The organism is Lentisphaera araneosa HTCC2155, assembly GCF_000170755.1.
GTDB classification, from domain to species: Bacteria; Verrucomicrobiota; Lentisphaeria; order Lentisphaerales; family Lentisphaeraceae; genus Lentisphaera; species Lentisphaera araneosa.
This window is the reverse complement of sequence record NZ_ABCK01000026.1, coordinates 1-23,189: the sequence shown is the minus strand read 5'-3', so window position 1 is coordinate 23,189 and position 23,189 is coordinate 1. Positions and strand designations below refer to the sequence as shown.

Below are 23,189 nucleotides of genomic sequence, written 5' to 3'. Positions count from 1 at the left end.
ATAAAAAGGAATTGATCATGGACAGAAGACAATTTATTCGCATCATTGGTGGAACTTCAATTGTAACAGCAGCGGCACCCGCTTATGGCTTTAGCCAATCAAAATTTTCAACTGAAGGTGTTTTACTCGAAGCCTGTCAATTCCAAAAATCCGGTGGCTGGGTTCTCGACACGCAGTTCTATCAACAGATGGGTGGACATCAATTGCTCGCCCATGGCATGGGTATTCCCGTAGAAGATGCGATTACTTCCGTTCAAATTCCGAACTCAGGCCAATATTACATGCACGTTCGCACACGCGATTGGTGCCCTGGCGACTGGGAGGCTCCTGGCCAATTCAAGATCTCGATCAATGGTGCAAAACTCTCACCAACTTTTGGTACTGAAGCCGGTTGGGCCTGGCAAAAAGGCGGTTCAGTAGAACTCAAAAAGGGCGCCAACAAAGTTCAGCTCCACGACCTCACGGGTTTTGAAGGTCGTATTGATGCGATTTACTTTTCTAAGAAAGAAAAACCTCAACTTCCCAATGATGCTAAAGATGTGATTGAGTGGAAAGATGAAGCCTCGGGTCGCAGCAAACTCAAAGTAGAAGAAAAAGATTTTGACCTCGTTGTGGTCGGTGGTGGCATGTCCGGTTGCGGAGCTGCACTAGCTGCAAAAAAAGCTGGGCTCAAAGTAGCTCTCATTCAGGACCGCCCCCTCTTCGGTGGCAATGCGAGTTCTGAAGTTCGTGTTCATACACTTGGTATCAAAGGAAAAAATGAGCCGATGATTAAACTCATTGACACCAAGCACTGGCCCAATGGTCACCATGACGCCATCAAAGACCAAGCCAAACGTGAAAAAAACATGGCGAATAGCGGTGTCGATCTCTTCCCCAATCAAATCGCTATTGGCCTCAGTAAAACTGGTGAAGCCATTAATTCCGTTGATGTTCGCCACACCAAGACGGGAATCATCACGCGCTTTAATGCGCCCGTTTTTGTGGATGCTACGGGTGATGGCTGGCTCGGCTTCTGGTCAGGCGCCGAATTCCGCTATGGTCGCGAAGCGGCTTCTGAATTTAATGAAGCTTGGGATAAACACGGTGATCTCTGGAGCCCGAAAGTGGCGGATAATAAAGTTATGGGAACGAGTGTCCTGTGGAATTCACACAAGGGTAAAAAACCGAGCCGTTTCCCCTCTTTACCATGGGCCAAGCCAGTCGCTAAAAACTCAGCTAAAATACAAGGTGAATGGTTTTGGGAATACTCCAATAATGATCTCAATCAAATTGATGATGCCGAACAGATTCGCGATCATATGTTCCGCGCTATCTACGGCAATTTTTCCAATGCAAAAAAATCTCCCAAGCACGCCCTTCAGGAGCTCAAATTTGTCGCTCATATTGGCGGACGCCGCGAATCCCGTCGTATCATGGGTGATCACATCTACAAAATGAGCGATGCCACCAGTGGTAAATATTTCGACGACACCGTAGTGGAAGAAAAACGTGAGCTCGACACTCACTTCCAACGCAAAGAGAAGGGTGATTCTGCTGACTACCTTTCAAAAGCACTCTTTCACCATACAAAAATGTACTACATCCCCTTCCGTAGTTTTTATTCCAAAGATATCTCGAACCTGATGATGGCAGGGCGTTGCTTTAGCTGCACTCATATTGGCCTTACTGGACCTCGCGTCATGAATACTTGCGCGCAAATGGGTATTGCGACGGGTTATGCCGCTGCTCTTTGTAAAAAGCACAAGTCGACGCCTCGTGAAGTTGGTAAAAGCCATATCAAAGAACTACGTTCACTCATTGGTTATAGCTAAGCTGGGAACGCCAAGCTCCAGCTTGGCATAAATAAAACTTGGGAACGCCAAGCACCAGCTTGGCATTTCACTACGGAGAAAAAATTATATTTCTAGAGTCATCCATCCGCCCGTTGAGGGTCTTGCCAGACAGGCGGATATGTTATTTGCCCATACGGCGAGTATCTCACGGGGTTCGGGGCTGGCCCCGAGAAACATCACGAGGGAGCTCCGCCCCTCATACACCCCGCAAGGACTTGCCTGCCCTTGACCCGGCGAAAATTATAAACAAAGAATCATTTCATGCGTCACTTCGTTAACATTGCCCTCCTCCTTTGCTTTGCGACCCTCGCAATTAGCGGCGTCATGTCTTATGCCCTGCCCTTCGATATCGATACCGCACGGGTTCACATTGTTTTCGGTTTGGCCACCCTCATCCTCATTGGCCTCCACCTCATCGGCAAGGGAAAATATTTTAAAGCGATCTTCTCCTCAAAATCAAAAATCTCCGTTCCCAAAAAGAATTTGGCACTCATTTTTATTGCTTGGCTCGGCTTGCTTTTTGCTTCGCTTAAAAATGCGGAACCCGCAAAAATCATCCTCTCTCAGAGCTACGAATCTCGACGCGCTCACGAAATTGTTCGCCCCAACCCACTCATTCAATCTCTCAGTGATAAAAACAATCACAACACGACGCGACTCAAAGAAAAGAATCAACAAAAAGCCCTCGCCATTCATCTCAACTTTAATCACGAACTCAAGTCCACTACTGCACTTGCGATCTGGGCCGAGTCAAAAGCGGGCACACTAATCGAAACGCTCTACATCAGTCCTGAACTCGCTTATTCAGAAAAAGTGAAATGGAATGGCAAGGAAACTGAACGCCAAAAACTTCTGCCCATCTGGCGCCATCGCTACACCCTACTCACGGGAATTGACCCCGATGGAGAACTGGATCTCGCCAGTGGAGCCACGTCGAATCATAGTTTTTCTCTCGAGAAATACCTCAAGACTGATGGTGATGAATACGCCCTCTTTGTGGAAATAAAAGAGGCTGGTTTTGATTCTGTGATTTATTCCACCTACGTGGATCACAGCGAAAAAAAGAAATATCGCCTTTTAGAAATCACTGGCAATAGCACTCCAACTGAAAATAGTCCCAAGGGCAGTATCAACTACGATACCGAAAACATCAAAAATACTCCTCTTGATTTGGGGCTTATTGAAAGCCTTAACTAAATCTTCACATAAAACGCACGAAAATATATGTGAAATTTCGCACATGTATATTTTATAAAATTTATAAATAATTTTAAATTAACTACTTATGACTTGGAAATAGGCCTTGGCATGGACTTTTCATACATCTCTTTATCTTAAAATTCGGAGACAAAAAAAATGAAAAAGAAATTCAGCCTAATTGAACTGTTAGTCGTCATTGCGATCATTGGTATTCTTGCAAGCATAATCTTACCCGTACTTGGTAATGCTCGTGATTCTGCTATAAGAACTAGCTGTAAAAATAAACTTAAGCAAGCTACGTTAGCCAACTTCATGTATGCAGATGATAATAATCAATATGTTTTCCCGTCTACTAACGGGTCAATCAAATGGAATAAACAACTATTTGAGTCTGGTTATTTATCTAAGAGTGGTTTGAAAACAGATAATCACCCATTTCATTGTCCAAGTGGTGTGACATTCCAATGGAACTACGAAACTAATTATTCTATGAATAAAAATTTAACTCTTGCTTCAGGCTCTAATGTACCTAAAAGTTTGGCATCTACACATTCTTCTAAAACATTATTCATGATTGATGGTTATAATAAAAGCAATGTAATTTGGCCTGCAAACTTAAAAGATGAAAACAAAGTTATAAAAGATACTGCAACAAAACGTATGGCCAGACATGACGGTAAACTCAATATTACTTACGTTGATGGTCACTTAGAATCACTTGATGGAAATCAAGCATTAAGCATTGGGAATAACTCAAATAACTCAAGTCAACTTTGGACTCCATAAAAAGTAGTTCTGTCCCGAAGTGAGAGGCCGCTGAGATGCGGTCTTTTGCTTTTTAATTATATTCAATCAAAGTGTTAATTAGAAGTTAGAAAACTTCTTTGGCTTACGTAGTGATTATTGATAACTCTTGATCAACTCAAACCAAGGCACAACATGACATTGAATAAAACTTTATTAAGTGCAGTAAACTTTTTAATAATATCAGTCAATCTATTAGCTCAAAACCCTCCAAGTTTGGATCAAGGGGTCGATCCTAAGAATCAGTCCAGTAAAGAACAAAAAAAGATCAAATACCTAAAAGCTCCCTACCTCAGCACGAGCCCTAAAGATTTGAACGATGGCATCGCAGTCGGTCAATGGAATAATCCAGGAGTCCAAGAGGCTGCTGAAGCTTTTCTCGCCGAAGACAAGAAAAGTAAATATCAAAATTTAGATAGCCTGCTTATTGCTAAAAACGGCAAGCTCATTTTTGAGATGTACAACCGTCGTGGTCGAGTGAATGGGCCGCATTACACCATGTCAGTCACCAAAACCATGACTTCTGTCTGCCTCGCTAGAGCGATTCAACTGGGCTTACTCTCAATCAGTGATCTCGATAAGCCCGTCATTGATTTCATGCCCGAAATTGACCGTTCAAAAATCCAGGCAGGCGTCGAGAGTATCACTCTACGCGATGCTCTTTTCATGAAATCTGGTCTTCGCTTTAGTCAAAAAAGCACTGTTCTCGCTTTAGAAAGAAAGTACCAAAAACAAGCTTACTTTCAAAAGGTTTTTGAGGCCACCTCACCCATTTCTCAAGCGAGTAAAGAGTATAAGTATTCCGGTTTAGACGCAACGATGATCATGATGATTATTGATATTAAAACTGGCGGCCAAGTACAAAAATGGATTGAAGCTGAAGTGACCAATAAACTGGGAACTGTTTACTGTTGGAACGATAAAAGCAATGCTTTACCTGCTTGTGGTGCAGGTAGTAACTTTACTTCACGCACTCTACTCAAAGTGGCGCAATCCATTCTTGATGGGGGCAAACTCAATGGCAAGCCATGGCTTTCACCAGAATATGTTCAACTCATCGTTGACAGCAAGAAAGGTGATGGTTATTTTTATTACTTCCACAATCGCAAAAAATTTAGTGACGACAAAATCAATTTCATCAGTGGTATTGGTGCTGGTGGTCAATACATGAGTATATTGCCTCACAACAATATCGTTCTTGTCGCCACTTCTCACAATAAAAAAGCTATTGGTGCCCCTCTGAAGGCTCTGGAAGAGCACTTTATAAAACTCTTAATCAAATAAGGCCTCACAATTATGAAAATCACGACTCTTTTCAGCTGTTTATTTTTGCTCTTCTCGACTTATGCAGAAGAAGGCAAATACCTCTTCATCCTCTCAGGTCAATCCAATATGCAGGGAATGAATCAAAAGTTCACTTTTGAGCCTCGCGTTAATCAAGAATTCGGCAAAGAAAATGTACTGATTGTCAAAGAAGCCATTGGTGGGCGCCCCATCCGCATGTGGGTTCACGATTGGAAAGCCGCTCCCTATTGGAAAATTGACCCCAACATTCCCAACACGAAAAATCCGCAGCCAAAAGAAAATGGCGTCATGTACAAAAGCATGATGAAGAAAATTACAAAAGCGACTCAAGGTAAGAAACCTAAAGCAATTGCCTTCTGCTGGATGCAAGGCGAGCGCGATTCCCGTGAACGTCATTCCGCCGTGTATGAACGCAGCCTCAAGGCGCTCTTTTCGCAAATCAAAGCTGATTTTCCCGAAACTCCCATTGTCTTTGTCATCGGTAAACTCAGTGATTTTGGCAAAGATAATAAGCAAGCCCTTTATCCCGAATGGGAGGAAATTATTGCCGCTCAGAAAAAGGTCGCCAAAGACACGCCCAACTGCAAGATCATTGAGACCCACGATCTCAACACTGGTGATTCACCTCCCCACTGGAAAACGAAAGAAATCCGCAAGTACGTCGATGATCTACACATGACAAATGAAGGCTACAAAATCCTCGGCACGCGTTTTGCGGAAGCCGCAATTGAATTGCTTAAAAAACAATAAAAAGATTTCTTAGTCATAAAAACTTTGCTTTTTCATAATAAAAACAAAAGTTTTTGATGATGTCCCATAAAATCGTATTTGTCGGTGAGTAGCTAGGTCACTCACTTAAGTATAGTTGTTTTTGTAACACACATTTACGCTGCATTCGTTAAAGAATAAATTTAAAATAAAACATTAAGGTCATATATGAAAAAAATCCTCAGTCTCTTGCTTATCCTAATTATTGCTTCTCCTCTTATGGCTGCAGACAAAAAAGCCAAGCCCGTAAAAGGTAGCGTCATCAGTATGACTGCCGATTCTATTACAATCAAAATCAAAAAAGAAGAGAAAGCATTCAAAATCACTGCCGATACAAAAATCATCGACAAAGAGGGAAAGAAAGTTGCCGCAGCTGATGCAAAATTTGAAATGGCCATGGTCAAAGCTGACAAAACAGATGCTGGCACTGCCGCTATGATTAAAGAGTTTGCCAAAAAAGCTAAAGCTCCAAAGAAAAAGAAAGAATAAGCTTTTTATTCACCTATTTTCAAGAAGCTCCATGATCGCGATCATGGGGCTTTTTTGTGGTTCAATTTTACTATTAAGCTGCCAAAGAAGGCAGCCACAAGACCACTGAAGGGAAGAGGAAAATCAGAATGAGAATCAAGACCTGCAAAATAATAAAGGGGATCACTCCCTTATAGATGTGCTTGAGTTCGATTTCTTTCGGTGTGACGCCCTTCAAGTAAAACAAAGCGAAACCTACTGGTGGGGTAAGGAAAGATGTTTGCAGTGTGACTGCAACGAGGATGGCAAACCAAATAAGTTCCGCTTGCTCTAGACCTTGCCCAGGCATTTCCAAAGCCATTGCCGAAATGATCGGCGCCACAATGGGGATCATCACCAAAGTAATTTCGATCCAATCCAAAAAGAATCCCAAGAGAAAAATCATTGCGAGAATCGCTAAAATAATTCCCGTATGGCCGAAAGGCAGTGCCATGATATTTTCGCGAATAATTTCATCCCCCTCCAATTCTTTAAGTGTTAAAGAAAAGCAAGCTGCGCCAATGAGAATAGCCATAATGAAGCTCGTAGTTTTCCCCGTCTCCATCACACTGAGGCGAAGAGTTTTGTAGTCGAGTTTTTTACTGCTAAAAGCTAAGATCATTGCGCCAAAGGCGCCAAGCCCACTCGCTTCTGTAGGCGTCGCAATACCAAAGAAAATCGAACCGAGAACCAAGAACATCAGCAACATGGGAGGAATGATTGCCAAGAAGAGCTTTTTTAAATCCCCCTTCTGCAATGGCACGACCTCGCTCTTGTCGACTTTTTGGGCTTTAAAAAATATGTAGACACAATAAGACGCCGTCAGTAATAAACCTGGAAGCACTGCGGCATGAAAGAGGTCGCCCACTGAAACGCCCATTTGATCCGCCAATAAAATCAACATGATACTCGGGGGAATTAAAATCCCTAAGCAACCTGCTGAACAAACCGTGCCGCAGGCCAATTCCTTGCTATAGCCATTTTTCAGCATGGTGGGGATCGACATTAGTGCCAAGAGTACGACTGAGGCGCCAATGATGCCTGTCGATGCGGCCAAGAGCAAGCCTATCAGAGTTACGGCGAGTGCTAGACCTCCACGAACTGAGCTGAAAATCTTTTGAAAAGACTCCATCAAATTTTCTGCTAAGCCCGACTTCTCCAACATGATTCCCATAAAGACAAACATGGGTAAAGCAACGAGAAGACTACTCGACATCAATGAATAAACTCGATTCACCAAGAGCCCCAAATTATTAAAGTCGGCAAAGAAATTGGTTTCAAAATACTTATTGCATATAAGGCAAAGTACTGTGGTCAACATGCCAGTTCCCGCAATCGCAAAAGCAATGCGCACACCAATAAAAATAAATAGTAAAAGAATGCCAAACATGGCAATCAGCATCAACTCTTCAGGATACATCTTTACCTCGCAAGGCGTCGATTAAGCGCAAGATTTTTGCGAGCGCCGCAAAATTAATCAGTAGGCATGCCAAAGGGATCAAAGCTTTGATAAGCCAACGGTATGGCAAGCCACCAGGCGCGCTAGACATCTCACCCACCGCATAGGAACGCTCCACAAAACTGAGGCTATAAAAAAGAATGAGTGAGAAAAAAGGAATCACACAAAACACCATGGTGAGTAACTCAACGCGGTCTTGCCATTTTTTTGCGAACTTCGCAAAGAGCAGGTCCGCTCGCACATGACTATTTTCTACTATCGCGTAAGCCACGCCAGTGAACATCGCAAAAGCGAAAAGGTGCCATTGTAACTCTTCTAAAGAGGCCCAAGTGAAGTTAAAGGCATAGCGCGCCACCACTTGAAAAACAATAAGAAATATAAGAATGAAGTTGGCCCACAAACACAATTCACAAAACTTCTTAAGCGCCGCTTCAATCCACTTGGCCAGCTGAGTCATTTTCGATGTCGCGGAAGGTAGGCGTTATCTTCCCAGAGGGAATAGTTTTTACGAAATTGAGATAAGTCAGTCCAAACTTCATCAAAAAACTTATCTTTAGCTGATTCTTCCTTCACCACTTCTTTCCAAGCTTGCTCGTAGGCCTTGAGCATTTGATCATTCCAACGTTTGATATGCACATCATATTTTTCCACGTTGTCTTTCATCACCTGGAACTGGGTTCCTTCACCTTGAGCCAAAGAATTCATCAGGCTCTCGTTACAGGCCATTTCGATTAGAGCTTTTTGCGACTCGGGCAATTTGTTCCATTTATCTTTGTTTACGATCAACTCGAGCAAAGTGGATTGCTGATGCCAACCGGGGAAGTAATTGTACTTAGCAATTTTATAGAGACCAATTTTTTTGTCGATCGAAGGCATCGAGAATTCAGTTGCGTCAATGACGCCTTTTTCCATGGCGGGATAAATTTCTCCGCCTCCCAAAAGCATGGTGGAAACATCCATTTTCTCCATAACTCGGGCACCTAAGCCAAAGAAGCGCATCTTGAGCCCCTTCAGATCTTCTTGACTATTGATTTCTTTCCTGAACCAACCCGAAGTCTCGGGAGGTAAAACCGTACACAAAAGAACTTTTACATTATAGCCCGCATCATCATACATCTGTTGATAGAGCTTCATGCCATTGCCTTGTTTCATCCAAGCGAGATAAGGTCCTGCTTCTGGTCCGAAAGGCACTGAAGAAAACAAAGGGCCTGCTGGCATCTTTCCTGCCCAAAAACCTGCCGAGCCATAACCCGCATCAACTTTACCTGAACTCACCGCTTCCAAAATAGCCTGTAACCCACCCACATCCTGCGGTTCCATCAGTCGCACCGTGATTGCACCTCCGCTCGAGAGTTCCAAACGATCCGCCATTATCTTGACTGAATCCCCTAAAATGGGCAAAGCACTATTATATGAAGAGGCAATTTTCAGTCGTGTTTTCACCCCGCCATGTGCCGCCTCTTTTTTGCGACGTACGCAAGCGCCAAAAAGCAGACTTCCTACTAACAAAACTATCAATATCTTTTTCATTCTCATCCCAGTTTAACACTTAATAATCAACGCTAAACAAAATGCTTGAAGTCATAAAATCTACAAGCTCTGGATCGACAGCGTCGCACAGACTATCATCACATAGATATAGCGTTAAACAAAAAAACTCCGAAGCCGAAGCCACGGAGTTTTTTAGTAGGTAGCTCACGCTTTCGCGTGTGCCAATTCAATCGAATTGAATTAGAGCTTGGAAGCTACAAGTGCACCCATTTCAGAGCAAGAAAGACATTCTTTACCGTCTTCCATGATATCTGCAGTGCGGTAGCCCTCAGCGAGAACTTTTGCAACTGTTTCTTCAATGAGGTTAGCTTCAGCATCGAGATCGAAGCTATAACGGAGCATCATTGAAACAGAAAGGATAGTTGCGAGTGGGTTAGCTTTGCCAGTACCTGTGATATCTGGAGCCGAACCGTGAATTGGCTCGTAAAGGCTTACTTTACCATCGCCAATTGACGCTGAAGGAAGCATACCGATTGAACCCGTGATCATTGAAGCTTCATCAGAAATGATGTCACCGAAAAGGTTACCCGTCACGATTGTGTCGAACTGACCTGGGTTACGAACGAGCTGCATAGCTGCGTTATCAACATACATTGTGTGGTAGTCCACGTCAGTGTAGTCTTTTGACACTTCTTCAGCGACTTCGTTCCAAAGCTGAGACACGTCGAGAACGTTAGCTTTTTCTACTGAGTGAAGCTTGCTGCCTCGCTTGCGAGCGATTTCGAAAGCAAGCTTTACAATACGCTTAACTTCTGACTCTTTGTAAACCATTGTGTTGTAAGCATAACGCTCGCCGTTTTCGTCAACACCTTCACCGCGTGGCTCACCGAAGTAGATACCACCGATAAGTTCACGAACAACCATGATATCGAGACCGTTACCAATAACAGAATCCTTGAGGAAAGAAGCATCTTTGAGTTCTTCCCAAAGCTTTGCAGGACGGAGGTTAGCGTAGAGACCGAGAGCTTTACGAATACCAAGAAGACCACGCTCAGGACGAATTGACTTGTCGATTTTGTCCCATTTAGGTCCGCCGATCGCGCCCATGAGTACCGCATCAGATGCTAAACATTTATCAATTGTATCTTGTGTGAGAGGCGTATTGTGTGCGTCGATAGAAACGCCACCAATAATTGCTTCTTCCGTAGTGAGATTGTGACCAAACTTTTCACATACTTTTTCAAGTACGACTACGGCTTGTTCAATAATTTCCGGGCCGATACCATCGCCAGGCAATACACAGATTTTTAAATCCATTTTTATTCTCCCATCTGCTTAGCGTATTTGAAAACGTCGCCAGCTTCCATAATGGCTTTAATATCGCCAAGTGGATTGAGATCGTATTCTTTACCTGAAGTCAGATTCTTTAGTTTATTATTATCAAGATTGATTTCGATTTCTTCGCCAGTAGCGATTTCTTCGTTGATTTTTACCGGTGTCTCAGAAGGAACGAGGTAGCCACCATTAACGCTATTACGGAAGTAAATACGCGCAAAAGATTGAGCGACGACGATTTCTGCACCAGCTTCTGCAAGAGCGAAAGGTGCGTGCTCACGTGAAGAGCCACAACCGAAGTTTTCACCCGCGATAATGATATTGTAGTCAGATTCAAAACCTTCACTTACGTAGCGAATGTCACCACCTGGGTAACCCGATTCACCTTCTGGCACACCGAAAAGGGCAAATTTACCGAAGTACTTTTTCTCTTCTGGATTTGAAGGGTCATAAGAAAGATATTTTGCAGGAATGATTTGATCCGTGTCGATATTATCGCCGAGAACAAATGCTTTACCTTTAATAATTGTATTCACGATTAATCCTCTAAATATGAATCAGGTTTTGTGATCACGCCAGTGAGTGCACTAGCTGCCGCAACGTAAGGAGATGCGAGATAAACTTTTGCTTGCATAGAACCCATACGACCAGGGAAGTTACGGTTCGTTGTAGAAACAACGATTTCTTCTGCATGAGTACGCCCAAAAGTATCTTCAGGTCCACCGAGACAGGCTGCACAACCCGGAGGTCCAATACGACAACCCGCTTCAAGGAAAATTTCCATGTAGGTTTTGTCTTTAAACTTGAGTGTATTAAGGTCTTTTTCTACGAAAGTTGTTGAAGGCACGACGAAAGTATCCATGGCCACTTTTTGACCGTACATAATTTCTGCAGCTGCTGCAAAGTCTTCCGTCTTACCACCCGTACAAGAACCGATATAAGCACGAGTCAGATCCGTACCTGCGATCTCGCTAACGCCTTTACGTTTATCTGGAGCTGAAGGAATCGCTACTGTGGGCTCGAGTTCTGAACAATTGATTTCGTAAACGTCTTTGTAGTCTGCATCCGCATCAGCTTTGAAAAGTGTATAAGGAACATCAGTACGCTCTTTAACATAAGCTTCTACTTTTGCATCCGCAGCGATGACGCCATTTTTACCACCAGCTTCAATCGCCATGTTACAGATAGTCATGCGTTCTTCGATAGAGAGTTCATCAATAACTGGACCTTCGAATTCCATAGCACAGTAAGTCGCACCAGAAAAACCAATTTCACCAATCATGTGAAGGATGAGGTCTTTTGCCATCATTGTTTTTGGAAGCTTGCCATTGAGAACAAATTTGATGGTCTCAGGAATTTTTAACCAAGTACGGCCAGTTCCCATTGTGAAAGCAGCATCTGTGTTACCAATACCTGTAGCGAAAGCACCAAGTGCACCGTGAGTACAAGTGTGTGAGTCCGTTCCGAGAATAATTTCACCTGGGCGAACATGCCCTTTTTCAGGAAGAGTCACGTGGCATACACCCATGTAATTATCTGTACCTGGCTGGTAATAATTAGGAATATCTTGCTCTTTAGCAAAGTCTGTGAGGATATCGATGTTACGAAGCGCTCTTTTGTCTTCAGTAAAAATGTAGTGATCAGGAATAATCACGACGTTCTCTTTATCAAAGACTTTGGCGTCAGCACCAAATTTATCTTTAAAGATACCGATTGTACCCGGTCCACAAACATCATGGGTCATCAAGACGTTGACGTCTACCCATACATTCTCGCCTGCTTTCACAGAGTCGCGCCCTGCTGCATTGGCAATAATTTTTTCAGTTAAGGTCATTCCCATGAGGAAGTCTCCGCTTATTTTTTAATAAAAGTCTCTCATGCCTAAAAAATTATTAATTTTTTACTGACATAAATAATAGCCCATAGTTTTAGCACAAGCACATAAAAAAGCAACTCGAATATCGTGGGTAAAAGCCATATTGAATTCTTCTCTAAAGACTTTTAAATCAATGCGCTAATCGCAAACCAGTTGTTCCCTAAATAAATATTTCATAAAAATATTAATTTGTTTTCACTATCTCACTTAGTTTTTCTTGGTTTTGAACTTTTAGACACATAATATTAACTCAAAGGATGTGTAAGTAGGAGACAACATGAAAGATTATGACTGGGCAGAATTAGTAAGCGATATCATTGGGCATTTGCACATGACCCAATCTCAGCTGGCAGAAAAGTGTATGGTGACACAACAAACCATCTCAAACTGGAAGAATGGCTCGAGAAAGCCAGGAATGTATGCACAAGATAAAATCTTTGCGCTGAGCCAACAGGCAAATCTTGAATTGAGTAATTATGTAGAAATCAATAATTGGGAAGAACTCGACCCCAAAGACATGATCCGAACATGCCTCAAAGGCCTCAAACAAGAGCAAAAAAAGATCGCTTTGCATATGCTCCTCACCCTTACCGAAGACTTCCGCCAACAAAACCTCTCGGAGTAAAAAAACACTCCACAAGACAAAATCGTAAGTATAGAGCAATAAACCTCTCTAATTTTTTACACTCAAAGAGAAAAGCTTCTGAGCTCAAATTGACAAAGAAAAAGCACCCGCCTATATTCCCTATTATTACTTGATTCATAAACACACGGGAATGTCAATGGCCGAAAAGAAAGCTCCTGCCGAGTACGACGAAAAACAAATTCAGACGCTTGACCCTTTAGAACACATCCGCAAAAGACCGGGTATGTATATTGGGCGCCTCGGCAACGGCAGTAACCAAAACGACGGCATTTACGTTCTTCTCAAAGAAGTCCTCGATAACTGTATCGACGAATTCATCATGAACCATGGCAACAAAATCGACCTTAAGATTGATACTGAGGCCGGAACTTTTTATACACGTGACTATGGACGAGGTATCCCCCTCGGCGCTGTCGTTGATTGTGTCTCCAAAATGAATACTGGCGGCAAATATGATGGCAATGCCTTCGAATTCTCAGTCGGTCTAAATGGTGTCGGCACAAAAGCCGTCAACGCCTTATCTGCTCATTTTCGAGTCAAGTCTTTCCGCGATGGCAAATTCAAAGAAGCTTGTTTTGAAGAAGGTGTACTCGTAAGTGAAAACGATGGTAAAACTGACGAAGAAAACGGTACCGAAGTCGAATTTTCTCCCTCACGCGAAATTTTCCCTAAGTACAAAATTGATCTCGGCTTTATCGATAGACGTATGTGGGGTTATGCTTACCTCAACCGTGGGCTTAGCCTTTATCTCAACGGCCAAAAATTTTATTCGCGCAATGGCCTGCGCGATTTCATTGAAAAAGAAATCAATGATGAAAAGCTCTACGATATTATTTATCATCGCGATGACCGCTTAGAATTTGGTTTCTGTCACACGGGCAACTACGGCGAAAATTATTACTCCTACGTTAATGGCCAGTACACGAATGATGGCGGCACTCACCAGCAAGCTTTCCGTGAAGGCATCCTCAAAGGCGTCAATGATTATGCTGGGAAAAATTTCGATGGCTCTGATGTACGGGATGGCCTCTTTGGTGCCGTTGCCGTCAAAGTAAAAGAACCCATTTTCGAATCACAAACCAAGAATAAATTAGGCAACACTGAGATCCGTAGTGAGGTTGTGAACAAAGTAAAAGCTTTTGTCACTGATTTCTTGCACAAGAATAAAAATGTTGCCGATCGCCTCTTAGAGAAAGTCACTCTCAATGAGAAGATGCGTAAAAACATCACTGATCTCAAGAAACTCGCTAAAGACAAGCAAAAAAAGGTTTCTTTCAAAATACCGAAATTGCGTGACTGCAAACATCACCTTAACGACAAGTCGACTCTTGGTGAAGAGTCAATGATTTTTATCACTGAGGGTGATTCAGCAACTGGCTCGATGATTTCTTGCCGCGACGTTTTAACTCAAGCACTTTTCCCACTTCGAGGTAAGCCGAAGAATAGTCATAATATGAAGCGAGAATTCGTTTACAAAAACGAAGAACTCTACTTCATGATGAAGGCGATCAATATTGAAGATAGCCTCGACGACTTACGCTATGCCAAAGTTATCATTGCAACGGATGCCGACCAAGATGGTCTTCACATTCGTAATTTACTGCTCACTTATTTTCTCACCTTCTTCGAAGGCCTCGTCACCAACGGCCACCTGTACATACTCGAAACGCCGATTTACCGAGTGCGAAATAAAAAAGAAACGGTTTATTGCTATGACGAAGAAGAAAAAGACGAAGCCGTAGCCAAGCTGGGACGTGGTCATGAGATCACTCGATTCAAAGGTCTCGGGGAAATTTCACCAAACGAATTCGGCCAATTCATTGGTGAGGACATGCGCATCATTCAGGTCAATATTGAAAAAATGAGCGACATCCCCCATGTCCTCGATTTCTTCATGGGCAGTAATACGGGTGATCGCAAACAATTTATTATGGATAACTTGGCTTAATCATGGATACTGACGACACAGCTGACATCATCAAGCCAAACCCGGAACAATACGACCCCCTCGCGGCAAAAATTGGCTTCAGTCCCTTTGCAACTCATTTGAATCGTATGATGACCGGGAACTTCATTGATTATGCTTCTTATGTAATTAAAGATCGCGCCATCCCCGATGTGGATGACGGCCTCAAGCCCGTGCAACGCCGTATCCTTCATACTCTCTTTAAGGCCGATGATGGTAAATTTCACAAAGTTGCCAATATCGTTGGTGCTTGTATGGCTTATCACCCCCACGGTGACAGCTCTATATATGGCGCCCTAGTCACGGTAGCTAACAAAGAATATTTTATTGAGAAACAAGGTAACTTCGGTAATATTCTTACAGGTGACAATGCATCCGCTGCACGTTATATCGAATGTCGACTCTCTCCGCTCGCGAGAGAAACCCTCTTTAACACCGAGACGACTGAATTTGTCGATAGCTATGACGGCAGGAACAAAGAGCCGGTCTGCCTCCCCGCAAAAGTCCCTGCATTACTGATGATGGGTACCGAGGGTATTGCCGTTGGTATGGCGACGCGTATCCTTCCTCACAATTTCAACGAATTGCTCAAAGCGCAAATAAAGATCCTTCGTGGACAACGTTTCGAAATTTATCCCGACTTTCTCTGTGGCGGAATTATGGATATCTCGCAATACGATTTTGGTCGTGGCAAAGTGACTGTTCGCGCCAAAATTGACATTCTGAATAATAAAACCTTAGTGATCAAACAAGTTGCTCCAGGCACCACAACTGAATCACTGATGTCCTCGATTGAAGAAGCCGCCAAAAATGGCAAGATCAAGATCGCTTCTATACAGGACTACACTGCAGAACACGTTGAAATTGAGATCAACCTCCCTCGTGGTGTTCAAGCCGACTGGGCTCTCAATGCCCTCTACGCTTTCACACAATGCGAAGTCAGCCTCAGTCCTAATATCACAGTCATTCAAAGGGGTCGCCCCAAAGAAATTCATGTTGGTGAAGTTTTACATCACAATACCCAAACTCTCGTCAATATACTGCGTTGGGAGTTGCTCAATGAACAGAACAAGCTCAACGAAAAATATCACGACCGCACACTCGAGCGTATTTTTATCGAAGAACGCATCTACAAAAAAATCGAAGAATGTACTAGCCAGTCCGAGGTTTTTGAAGCCGTACGAAGTGGCTTAAAGCCCTTCCTTGACCAACTGCGCCGCGATGTATCTGACGAAGATATCGAACGCCTCTTACGAATCCCCATTCGCCGTATTTCTCTTTTCGATATCAATAAAAATAATAAAGAACTCGAAGAAATCTTAAAGGCCCTCAAAGAAGTGGCTTACAACCTTGAGCACCTCAAGGATTACACCATCAACTTTATCAAAAATTTAATCTCAAAATACGGTAAGCAATACCCTCGCCTCACAGAGATCAAGAGTATCGAAAAAGTTGATGCCAAAGAAATTGCAGTTGCCAATGTAAAACTTGGCTATGATAAAGTCGGTGGCTACATCGGAACTCAAATCAATAATGGTAATCATATCAAATGTACTGAATTTGATCGCATCATCATTCTCACGAAAGATGGTAAATTCAAAGTTACCAACATTTCTGATAAACTCTTTGTTGGTCGCTTCACCGAAATATTTGTCGTTGATAAGGAACAGATCTACTCAGTTATTTATACTGATAAGAAGAGTGGCATCTCCTACCACAAGCGTTGCATGATCAAGAAATTCATCCTCGATAAAGAATATTTACTTTTCCCAAAAGGCAATAAACTCGAACTCATCGACACCAATTATGGCATTGTACTCGACTGCCATTTAGAAGATACGTCACGCTCCAAAGGGGTTACTGCAGAACTCATTTTTGATGATGTTCCGATCCGTTCTGCCACTGCAAAAGGCTTTAAAACTGCCTCGCGTCCCATCACTAAATTCCTCAAGAAAAAACGTGGATCTGAAAGCAAGACGCAAATCGAAGAAGAGCAAAAGCAAGACGAAGAAGAACAAGCTGAAGATGAAGCTAAAAACAAGAATACTTGGAAGGCTCCAAAAATTAATTTCACTCAAGATGAAGTTGACGACGCTGCTGCGGAAAACGCAAAAGCTAAAGCGGCTGAACTTGAAGAACTGGAAGCGAAACGCCTTGCGACTAGCGCAAAGTTTGCGAACTCCGCAAAAACCGAAGCACCTAGTGAGCCCATAGATGAACAGAGTACTGAAGAAAAGCTTGCAGAAGAGGTCGAAACAGAAACTCCGGAAGAAACGGAAGCTGAAGAAACTCCTCAGAAAACCGAATCAGTAGAAGAAGAACCTAAAGCCAACACCGATGTCATGGGCGATGCACCGACTCCTTTTAAGCGTAAAATTGACCCCGATTCAACCTTCACTCTGGAACCTTAATGTATCGTCAGCTTAACTTTCAGAAAACGCACTTAACCCTCCAAAGTTTAAAGCAGCGCATTTCCGAACGTTTCCCTGAATCTAGCCTATTCAAAGTCTGTACTGAATTAGAAGTACTCTCAGCTGAAACAGAAGAGAAAGCTAAACTGATTGCAGAGCCTAATATGACACTGCGCACCATTATTGGCTTCACAATTGCGTCCGCACTCATACTCATTGGCGTCAGCATCAGCATGATGGACTTCAGCTTACAAAAAGTAAGCATCCAGGAATTACTCCCCCTAATTGATGCTGTGCTCAACGAAATTATTATTTTTGGTGCAGCCCTCTTTTTTCTCGTCAGTCTAGAGACTCGCCTCAAGCGTGCCAAAGCCCTCAAAGCTTTACATGAATTTCGTGCCCTTGCCCACGTCATTGATATGCACCAGCTCACCAAAGATAACGAAGACCAAGGTAAAAATACCGCCTCATCACCACTTCGCGGCATGAGTAATCACGAACTCAGTCGCTACCTCGATTATTGCTCAGAAATGCTTTCCCTCACCGGTAAACTGGCCGCCTTTTACGCACAGAATATGCCCGACTCAGAAGTGCTCTCTGCCGTCAACGACGTCGAAGACCTCTGTAATAGCCTGTCCCGCAAAATCTGGCAAAAAATCATGATCATTAAACAGCAGAACTAAAAAGCTCTCAGCAGACTTAAAGACAAGTAGCAGGTTTCAGGCGACCGGCCACAGGTCAAGGAAAGTGGATATGGGTAGGGAAAGCTCCTTGCGGAGCCTCCCCTCCTTCCGAACCGTACGTGCGGATCTCCCGCATACGGCTCTCCGGTCAATGCTTACTCCGAAGAGACTGAGATTCCAATAGCCAAGCCTCTTCCAGTGAAAAGAACCCTAGCTCTGCAAAGTATTTCTTGGTATATTTCCTGTTATCTATAAAGCGATGTGAACCTTTCTTACGATTGTACTTAGCGATAATACTTCGTAACCTTCGACGAAAGAAAGCATCAACTTCGAGCATAGCCCAACGATTTGAGTGTTTGAAGTACTCATACCAACCTTTGAGACTAGGCCTGAGACCTTTAATGATTTCTTCTACCGATTGCCAGTTACAACGCCTCGTATGCTTTCGCACAGTGTCTTTCATTTTAGCCATACTCTGTTTTCTTGGCCACCTATTTATCCTGCCCGTTCTTTTCGAGCGCTCAAAGTGATAACCTAGAAATTCAAAGTACTCATCCTGCTGATTCATGTCGGCAATTCGGGTTTTATCGGGATGGAGGTTCAGACCATGAGCCTTCATCCAACGCTTGATTTTGCGCAAGCCCCGCTTAGCCGATTTCGCATTATTACACATCACCAGAAAGTCATCCGCATACCTTACGATTTCAAAGCCAGCCGCTGTCATCCTGTGGTCGAATTCATTGAGGTAAATATTGGCAAGTAGTGGGCTAATTACGCCTCCTTGCGGAGTCCCTTTCTCGGGATCCCACTCCTTGATCCCATCAAATATTCCTGCTTTGAGGAAAGCTTCTATAAGATCTAGGGTCTTGCCATCGCTTATTTTCTCTTTGACTCGTTCCATGAGTTTGTCGTGCGGTATCATATCAAAGTAACTTTGAATATCCGCATCAATGACGTAGAGCTGTCCCTGCGTAAGTAGATGATGAACACGCCGAAGCGCATCTTTACATCCACGTTGCGGACGAAAACCAAAACTTTGTGTAGAAAAATCCACATCATATATCGGTTCAATAACATTCTTGAGCGCAGTCTGAACAACTCTATCGCGCACGGTCGGTATTCCCAAAGCACGCGTTTTACCATCTGCTTTTGGGATCTCTACCCTGCGAACGCATTGTGGTAGGTAAGTCCCTGCCTGCAGTTGCTTCATCAATTGCTTTGTATTGTGCTCTAGCTCTGATTCGTAACGATCCAAGCTCACCATATCCACCCCGTGACTCCCGCCGTTTGCACGAACAGATTCCCAAGCTTCTATAAGGTTTACTTCTCGCGCTACTTTATCTATTAAGCTATACCATTTCTTACCTTCAACTCTTGTTTCAAGAGTTCCCAGCATCTGATCTGTCCAGACTGAAGTCGAGGCCCACGCACGAATTTCTTCGGTGCGCCCTAAGTGCTCCCATGTATGTTTAGTCATCTCTGACAATTGTTTCACTCCTTCATTCTTTTCTTCTCAGTTTCATCTTCCTACTCTCCTTCGCTCTAACAGCTTTCACCGCCTTCTTCGCTACTATGAGAGCTCTGACTTCTGCATGCCTTATTGCACTGCACATGCAGATCTCCCTAATTAACGTCACACAACCTTCACCGCATTCCGTCTCCAACCACTCTATAGACTTCCTCTACTGCTTTGCTACTCGCTGATATTCAGCATAGAGGATCTTCAGAATTACTCCTTATTATTATTATTTTCATTCCGTTCCAAGCTTCGCCACGCGATCGCAGGCTCGCCAGTACTATAAAGCCGAATCGAGTTCGTCATCCTACGGACTGCTGCTTCGCCTTGCCTTGCTCTCCACCCCGCCTCACGACAACGCAGTTAGGTTCGACTACAACATAATCAGCCTTTGTTGATGAGGACTTTCACCTCACTGATTGTGTGCGCTCTCAGGCGCACTTTCTCTTTGAAATAATCTCGCGAAGGCGCCAAGATACAAAGTTTTGATCATTCTTAGAAAACATTTCACCACAGAGAACTCGGAGTTCACCGAGAAGAGACGACTTTTAGTCATTAAAAATTTATAATTCACCATTCATAATTATCTTTCCCTTACTGCCCGTCGATGGCTAGCAAGCCTCGCAGGGATGGGGACAGCGTCCCTACACTTCCGACTCAATTCTTTCATGGGATCGCTGAGCTCCTGCTCGGCATCAACTCCAGAAAAACTTCCCCGCTCTTTTTCCGCCCGCAGTGGCAGCCGCAACCCGCTGTTAAGCGGAGCTCTCATAAATTGACCAACCCCATTTCATGGCGAACCAATCAATTCAAAACTGCTCTTTATGTCTTTCTTGGCGCCTTGACGTCTTAGCGTCTTAGCGTCTTAGCGTCTTGGTCTGAAATCATCTATTTATTCCAACGAGATTGATACAGGACAATGGTTTTTCGATTCTCTCGCGAAGGCGCCAAGACACAAAGTTTTTGATCAGTACTTATTCTTTTGTATTATCACGCAGAGGCACTGGGACGCAGAGTCAAACAATTCAAAATTATAAATTTCTCTGTATGTATATCTTATGGAACTTGCTCTTATGGTTCTCTCGCGAAGACGCCAAGACACTAAGTTTATATTCAGTATTTTTGTTTTAGGGTTTTCTATAGAGTTCTAAGAAAAAGCTTGACCACAGAGCGCGCTGAGAGCACCGAGAAGAGACAACTTTTAGTCTTTAAAATTAATGGGTTCTAAATCATTCAAAATTTATAATTAACAATTCATAATTACTCTTTATGTCTTTCTTGGCGACTTAGCGTCTTGGCGTGAAATATTATATCTATTTTGTAGTCGGACTAGCACATGGAATTGTCCTTAGGTCTCTCGCGAAGGCCCCAAGACACTAAGTTTTTGTTCAGCCATTATTCTTTAAAATCACTTTTGTATTATCACGCAGAGACGCTGTGGCGCAGAGGTAAACAATTCAAAATTGATATTCTTAACTCTTTTATCATTCAAAATTTATAATTCACCATTCAAAATTGCCCACCTCGTGCGCTTTTGCTTTTGCGAAGTTCGCAAAGTCCCATTCTATTAGGTAATTGATATTTACTTGGAGGTAGGAGTCACTCACACATTACAGTTTTAGCCTTTTCCACAAAAGTGCTTTGGCCACTTTTGATGCGGAGCCTGCCTGTCTTTTAATTTTTAATTCCTGATCCCTCAACTACAAATCATCCAAAGGGCTTCGTGTCCCCGATTGGTTCAAACTCAGCACATGGGTATAAATCTGCGTCGTACTTATATCTTCATGCCCCAACAACTCCTGAATGGTCCTCAAGTCAGTCCCACGCTCCAACAAATGCGTCGCAAAACTATGCCTCAAAGTATGCACCGTACATTGCTTCTTAATTCCTAAGTCTTCACACGTAGCTTTCAAAAACCGACTTAACATTTGACCCGAATTATGATGTCGACGAATAGTTTTTTGACTCGTCATCGGATCAATACTAAGTTTTTCCGATGGGAACAACCAAAACCATGCCCACTTTCTGCCCGCATTAGGGTACTTTTTAATTAAGGCATTTGGAAGAAATACACCAGCAACTTCACTTTCACGATCTATTTCAAATAGTTTACGCACTTCATTCAAATGACAATCTATTTGCTCTTTTAAGTCCCTCGATAACAGAGTTTGCCTATCTTTATTGCCCTTTCCATCTCGTATATTTAATGAGCCTCGGCTAAAATCTAAATCTTTAATTCGTAACCGTAAACATTCACTTTTTCGTAAACCACCCCCGTAAATGAGCTTCATCATCAATTGCTCTTTACCAGTACTCGCACTCAATATCTCTCTAACCTCGTCAACCGTTAGAACCACTGGGAGTCGCACATCTTTTTTAGAGCGTAAACTTCCACTAACATCACCCAAGTCGCACTTCAAAATATATTTAAAAAACAAGACTAAGGCACACAAGGCTTGATTCTGAGTCGATGCTGCAACATTATACCTCATCACTAAATGAGATAAAAAATCTCGCACATAATCACTCTCTTTGTAATGTGTCTTCGCATGAGCTAAATAGCGCTCTACCCATGTAACATAACTCTGAATTGTCCTATACGATTTTTGCTGGAGCCTCATCGCCTTCTCAAACTCGACTAACAAGCCATCAAATTCTTCATTAAAACGAGACTCTAAACGATCTGATTTTATATCTTCTTCACTTTTCCAATCTGAATTATTCGACTCTTCGCCACCACGCCAATACCAATAATATTTCACGGCCTCTTCTGCCTGTTTAATTTGCCAATCTTCGACTCGGCCAAACAAACTCCTCATGTATTGATCCAAGCAAGATTTCTCATAGGGCGAACGTCCTAACTTTCTAGAAAAGTCTGCATATTGAACGACCCACCGCAAATAGTAATCCACAGTTTTTACATAAACACCTTTTTGCTTCAATAAAAAAGCTTTAAATATTTTCATGTTCGACATCATTAATCCTCTTTCTTTCCGTTAAAGAACTAAATAACCAAAATTCACTAAACACAAGTATTTATTAGCTTTTATATGATATCAAATGAAATATGCCTCCGCCGCATTCCCCGACTTATGCATACTACACATAACCCCCGCATTTCCGGTTTATTCATACTCAATAATGCAATAAAATACAACTACTTTTAAGCCCTTTTTTGGCTCTTCATAATACAACCCCCGACTTATGCATACTACACATAACTCCCGTATTCTCGGGTTATGCGTACTGGCTACCACAGATTACTACTTAGCAAAGACTCACTTATTGACTTTAAACATCGTGAATGCATTACAAAACTCACAACATCACTGCTATCTTAAACCATGAAAACTTAACCATCCCCGACAAACTCATCGTACGCACAAA

18 protein-coding genes are annotated in these 23,189 nt (G+C 42.8%); 10 read left to right on the top strand and 8 right to left on the bottom strand.

Annotation, left to right across the window (positions count from 1 at the left end):
* Positions 1-17 precede the first annotated feature (17 nt).
* From LNTAR_RS19895 to LNTAR_RS19870, 6 genes are all read left to right on the top strand, one after another.
* Positions 18-1,814, top strand: a complete 1,797-nt coding sequence (locus LNTAR_RS19895; protein WP_007280559.1) for an FAD-dependent oxidoreductase — start codon at positions 18-20, stop codon at positions 1,812-1,814.
* 282 nt (positions 1,815-2,096) lie between these two features.
* Positions 2,097-3,032, top strand: a complete 936-nt coding sequence (locus tag LNTAR_RS19890; protein ID WP_007280558.1) for a DUF4405 domain-containing protein — start codon at positions 2,097-2,099, stop codon at positions 3,030-3,032.
* Positions 3,033-3,191: 159 nt separating this feature from the next.
* Positions 3,192-3,821, top strand: coding sequence for a type II secretion system protein (locus LNTAR_RS26135; RefSeq protein WP_007280557.1), 630 nt, complete (start codon positions 3,192-3,194; stop codon positions 3,819-3,821).
* Between the two features lie 153 nt (positions 3,822-3,974).
* Positions 3,975-5,123 (top strand): serine hydrolase domain-containing protein, encoded by a 1,149-nt coding sequence (locus LNTAR_RS19880; protein WP_007280556.1) that lies wholly within the window; start codon positions 3,975-3,977, stop codon positions 5,121-5,123.
* Between the two features lie 12 nt (positions 5,124-5,135).
* Positions 5,136-5,894 (top strand): sialate O-acetylesterase, encoded by a 759-nt coding sequence (locus tag LNTAR_RS19875; RefSeq protein ID WP_007280555.1) that lies wholly within the window; start codon positions 5,136-5,138, stop codon positions 5,892-5,894.
* A 186-nt stretch (positions 5,895-6,080) separates the two neighbouring features.
* Positions 6,081-6,401 (top strand): hypothetical protein, encoded by a 321-nt coding sequence (locus LNTAR_RS19870; RefSeq protein ID WP_007280554.1) that lies wholly within the window; start codon positions 6,081-6,083, stop codon positions 6,399-6,401.
* Between the two features lie 73 nt (positions 6,402-6,474).
* On the opposite strand, the gene LNTAR_RS19865 is transcribed toward LNTAR_RS19870, so the two are convergent.
* From LNTAR_RS19865 to LNTAR_RS19840, 6 genes are all read right to left on the bottom strand, one after another.
* Positions 6,475-7,839: a TRAP transporter large permease gene (locus LNTAR_RS19865; RefSeq protein ID WP_007280553.1), complete on the bottom strand. Its 1,365-nt coding sequence runs from the start codon at positions 7,837-7,839 to the stop codon at positions 6,475-6,477.
* Positions 7,829-8,335, bottom strand: a complete 507-nt coding sequence (locus LNTAR_RS19860; protein ID WP_007280552.1) for a TRAP transporter small permease subunit — start codon at positions 8,333-8,335, stop codon at positions 7,829-7,831. The genes LNTAR_RS19865 and LNTAR_RS19860 overlap by 11 nt, the downstream gene beginning before the upstream one ends.
* Positions 8,332-9,408, bottom strand: coding sequence for a TRAP transporter substrate-binding protein (locus LNTAR_RS19855; protein ID WP_007280551.1), 1,077 nt, complete (start codon positions 9,406-9,408; stop codon positions 8,332-8,334). Before LNTAR_RS19855 ends, LNTAR_RS19860 begins: the two co-directional genes overlap by 4 nt.
* 201 nt (positions 9,409-9,609) lie before the next feature.
* Positions 9,610-10,686, bottom strand: coding sequence for a 3-isopropylmalate dehydrogenase (gene leuB, locus LNTAR_RS19850; protein WP_007280550.1), 1,077 nt, complete (start codon positions 10,684-10,686; stop codon positions 9,610-9,612).
* Positions 10,687-10,688: 2 nt separating this feature from the next.
* Positions 10,689-11,240, bottom strand: a complete 552-nt coding sequence (locus tag LNTAR_RS19845; protein ID WP_007280549.1) for a LeuD/DmdB family oxidoreductase small subunit — start codon at positions 11,238-11,240, stop codon at positions 10,689-10,691.
* Positions 11,241-11,242: 2 nt separating this feature from the next.
* Positions 11,243-12,544 (bottom strand): 3-isopropylmalate dehydratase large subunit, encoded by a 1,302-nt coding sequence (locus LNTAR_RS19840; protein ID WP_007280548.1) that lies wholly within the window; start codon positions 12,542-12,544, stop codon positions 11,243-11,245.
* Positions 12,545-12,857: 313 nt separating this feature from the next.
* On the opposite strand from LNTAR_RS19840, the gene LNTAR_RS19835 reads away from it, so the two are divergent.
* From LNTAR_RS19835 to LNTAR_RS19820, 4 genes are all read left to right on the top strand, one after another.
* On the top strand, positions 12,858-13,205 hold the full coding sequence (locus LNTAR_RS19835) for a helix-turn-helix domain-containing protein (protein ID WP_007280547.1): 348 nt from the start codon (positions 12,858-12,860) through the stop codon (positions 13,203-13,205).
* A gap of 157 nt (positions 13,206-13,362) precedes the next feature.
* Positions 13,363-15,174: a toprim domain-containing protein gene (locus tag LNTAR_RS19830; protein ID WP_007280546.1), complete on the top strand. Its 1,812-nt coding sequence runs from the start codon at positions 13,363-13,365 to the stop codon at positions 15,172-15,174.
* Positions 15,175-15,176: 2 nt separating this feature from the next.
* Entirely contained in the window at positions 15,177-17,603 is a 2,427-nt protein-coding gene (locus LNTAR_RS19825; protein ID WP_007280545.1) for a DNA topoisomerase IV subunit A, read from the top strand.
* Positions 17,603-18,286 (top strand): hypothetical protein, encoded by a 684-nt coding sequence (locus LNTAR_RS19820; RefSeq protein ID WP_007280544.1) that lies wholly within the window; start codon positions 17,603-17,605, stop codon positions 18,284-18,286. Before LNTAR_RS19825 ends, LNTAR_RS19820 begins: the two co-directional genes overlap by 1 nt.
* 148 nt (positions 18,287-18,434) lie before the next feature.
* On the opposite strand, the gene ltrA is transcribed toward LNTAR_RS19820, so the two are convergent.
* Positions 18,435-19,763, bottom strand: coding sequence for a group II intron reverse transcriptase/maturase (gene ltrA, locus LNTAR_RS19815; protein ID WP_007277567.1), 1,329 nt, complete (start codon positions 19,761-19,763; stop codon positions 18,435-18,437).
* Between the two features lie 1,739 nt (positions 19,764-21,502).
* Complete coding sequence (locus LNTAR_RS19810; RefSeq protein ID WP_337998511.1) at positions 21,503-22,768, bottom strand: integron integrase; 1,266 nt, start codon at positions 22,766-22,768, stop codon at positions 21,503-21,505.
* Positions 22,769-23,189 lie beyond the last annotated feature (421 nt).

Coding starts and splice junctions, on each gene's coding strand:
- LNTAR_RS19820 (WP_007280544.1), top strand. CDS start 17,603: ATGTATCGTCAGCTTAACTTTCAGAAAACGCACTTAACCCTCCAAAGT.
- LNTAR_RS19895 (WP_007280559.1), top strand. CDS start 18: ATGGACAGAAGACAATTTATTCGCATCATTGGTGGAACTTCAATTGTA.
- LNTAR_RS19880 (WP_007280556.1), top strand. CDS start 3,975: ATGACATTGAATAAAACTTTATTAAGTGCAGTAAACTTTTTAATAATA.
- leuB (WP_007280550.1), bottom strand. CDS start 10,686: ATGGATTTAAAAATCTGTGTATTGCCTGGCGATGGTATCGGCCCGGAA.
- LNTAR_RS19840 (WP_007280548.1), bottom strand. CDS start 12,544: ATGGGAATGACCTTAACTGAAAAAATTATTGCCAATGCAGCAGGGCGC.
- LNTAR_RS19855 (WP_007280551.1), bottom strand. CDS start 9,408: ATGAAAAAGATATTGATAGTTTTGTTAGTAGGAAGTCTGCTTTTTGGC.
- LNTAR_RS26135 (WP_007280557.1), top strand. CDS start 3,192: ATGAAAAAGAAATTCAGCCTAATTGAACTGTTAGTCGTCATTGCGATC.
- LNTAR_RS19835 (WP_007280547.1), top strand. CDS start 12,858: ATGAAAGATTATGACTGGGCAGAATTAGTAAGCGATATCATTGGGCAT.
- LNTAR_RS19870 (WP_007280554.1), top strand. CDS start 6,081: ATGAAAAAAATCCTCAGTCTCTTGCTTATCCTAATTATTGCTTCTCCT.
- LNTAR_RS19830 (WP_007280546.1), top strand. CDS start 13,363: ATGGCCGAAAAGAAAGCTCCTGCCGAGTACGACGAAAAACAAATTCAG.
- LNTAR_RS19875 (WP_007280555.1), top strand. CDS start 5,136: ATGAAAATCACGACTCTTTTCAGCTGTTTATTTTTGCTCTTCTCGACT.
- LNTAR_RS19865 (WP_007280553.1), bottom strand. CDS start 7,839: ATGTATCCTGAAGAGTTGATGCTGATTGCCATGTTTGGCATTCTTTTA.
- ltrA (WP_007277567.1), bottom strand. CDS start 19,763: ATGACTAAACATACATGGGAGCACTTAGGGCGCACCGAAGAAATTCGT.
- LNTAR_RS19825 (WP_007280545.1), top strand. CDS start 15,177: ATGGATACTGACGACACAGCTGACATCATCAAGCCAAACCCGGAACAA.
- LNTAR_RS19860 (WP_007280552.1), bottom strand. CDS start 8,335: ATGACTCAGCTGGCCAAGTGGATTGAAGCGGCGCTTAAGAAGTTTTGT.
- LNTAR_RS19810 (WP_337998511.1), bottom strand. CDS start 22,768: ATGAAAATATTTAAAGCTTTTTTATTGAAGCAAAAAGGTGTTTATGTA.
- LNTAR_RS19890 (WP_007280558.1), top strand. CDS start 2,097: ATGCGTCACTTCGTTAACATTGCCCTCCTCCTTTGCTTTGCGACCCTC.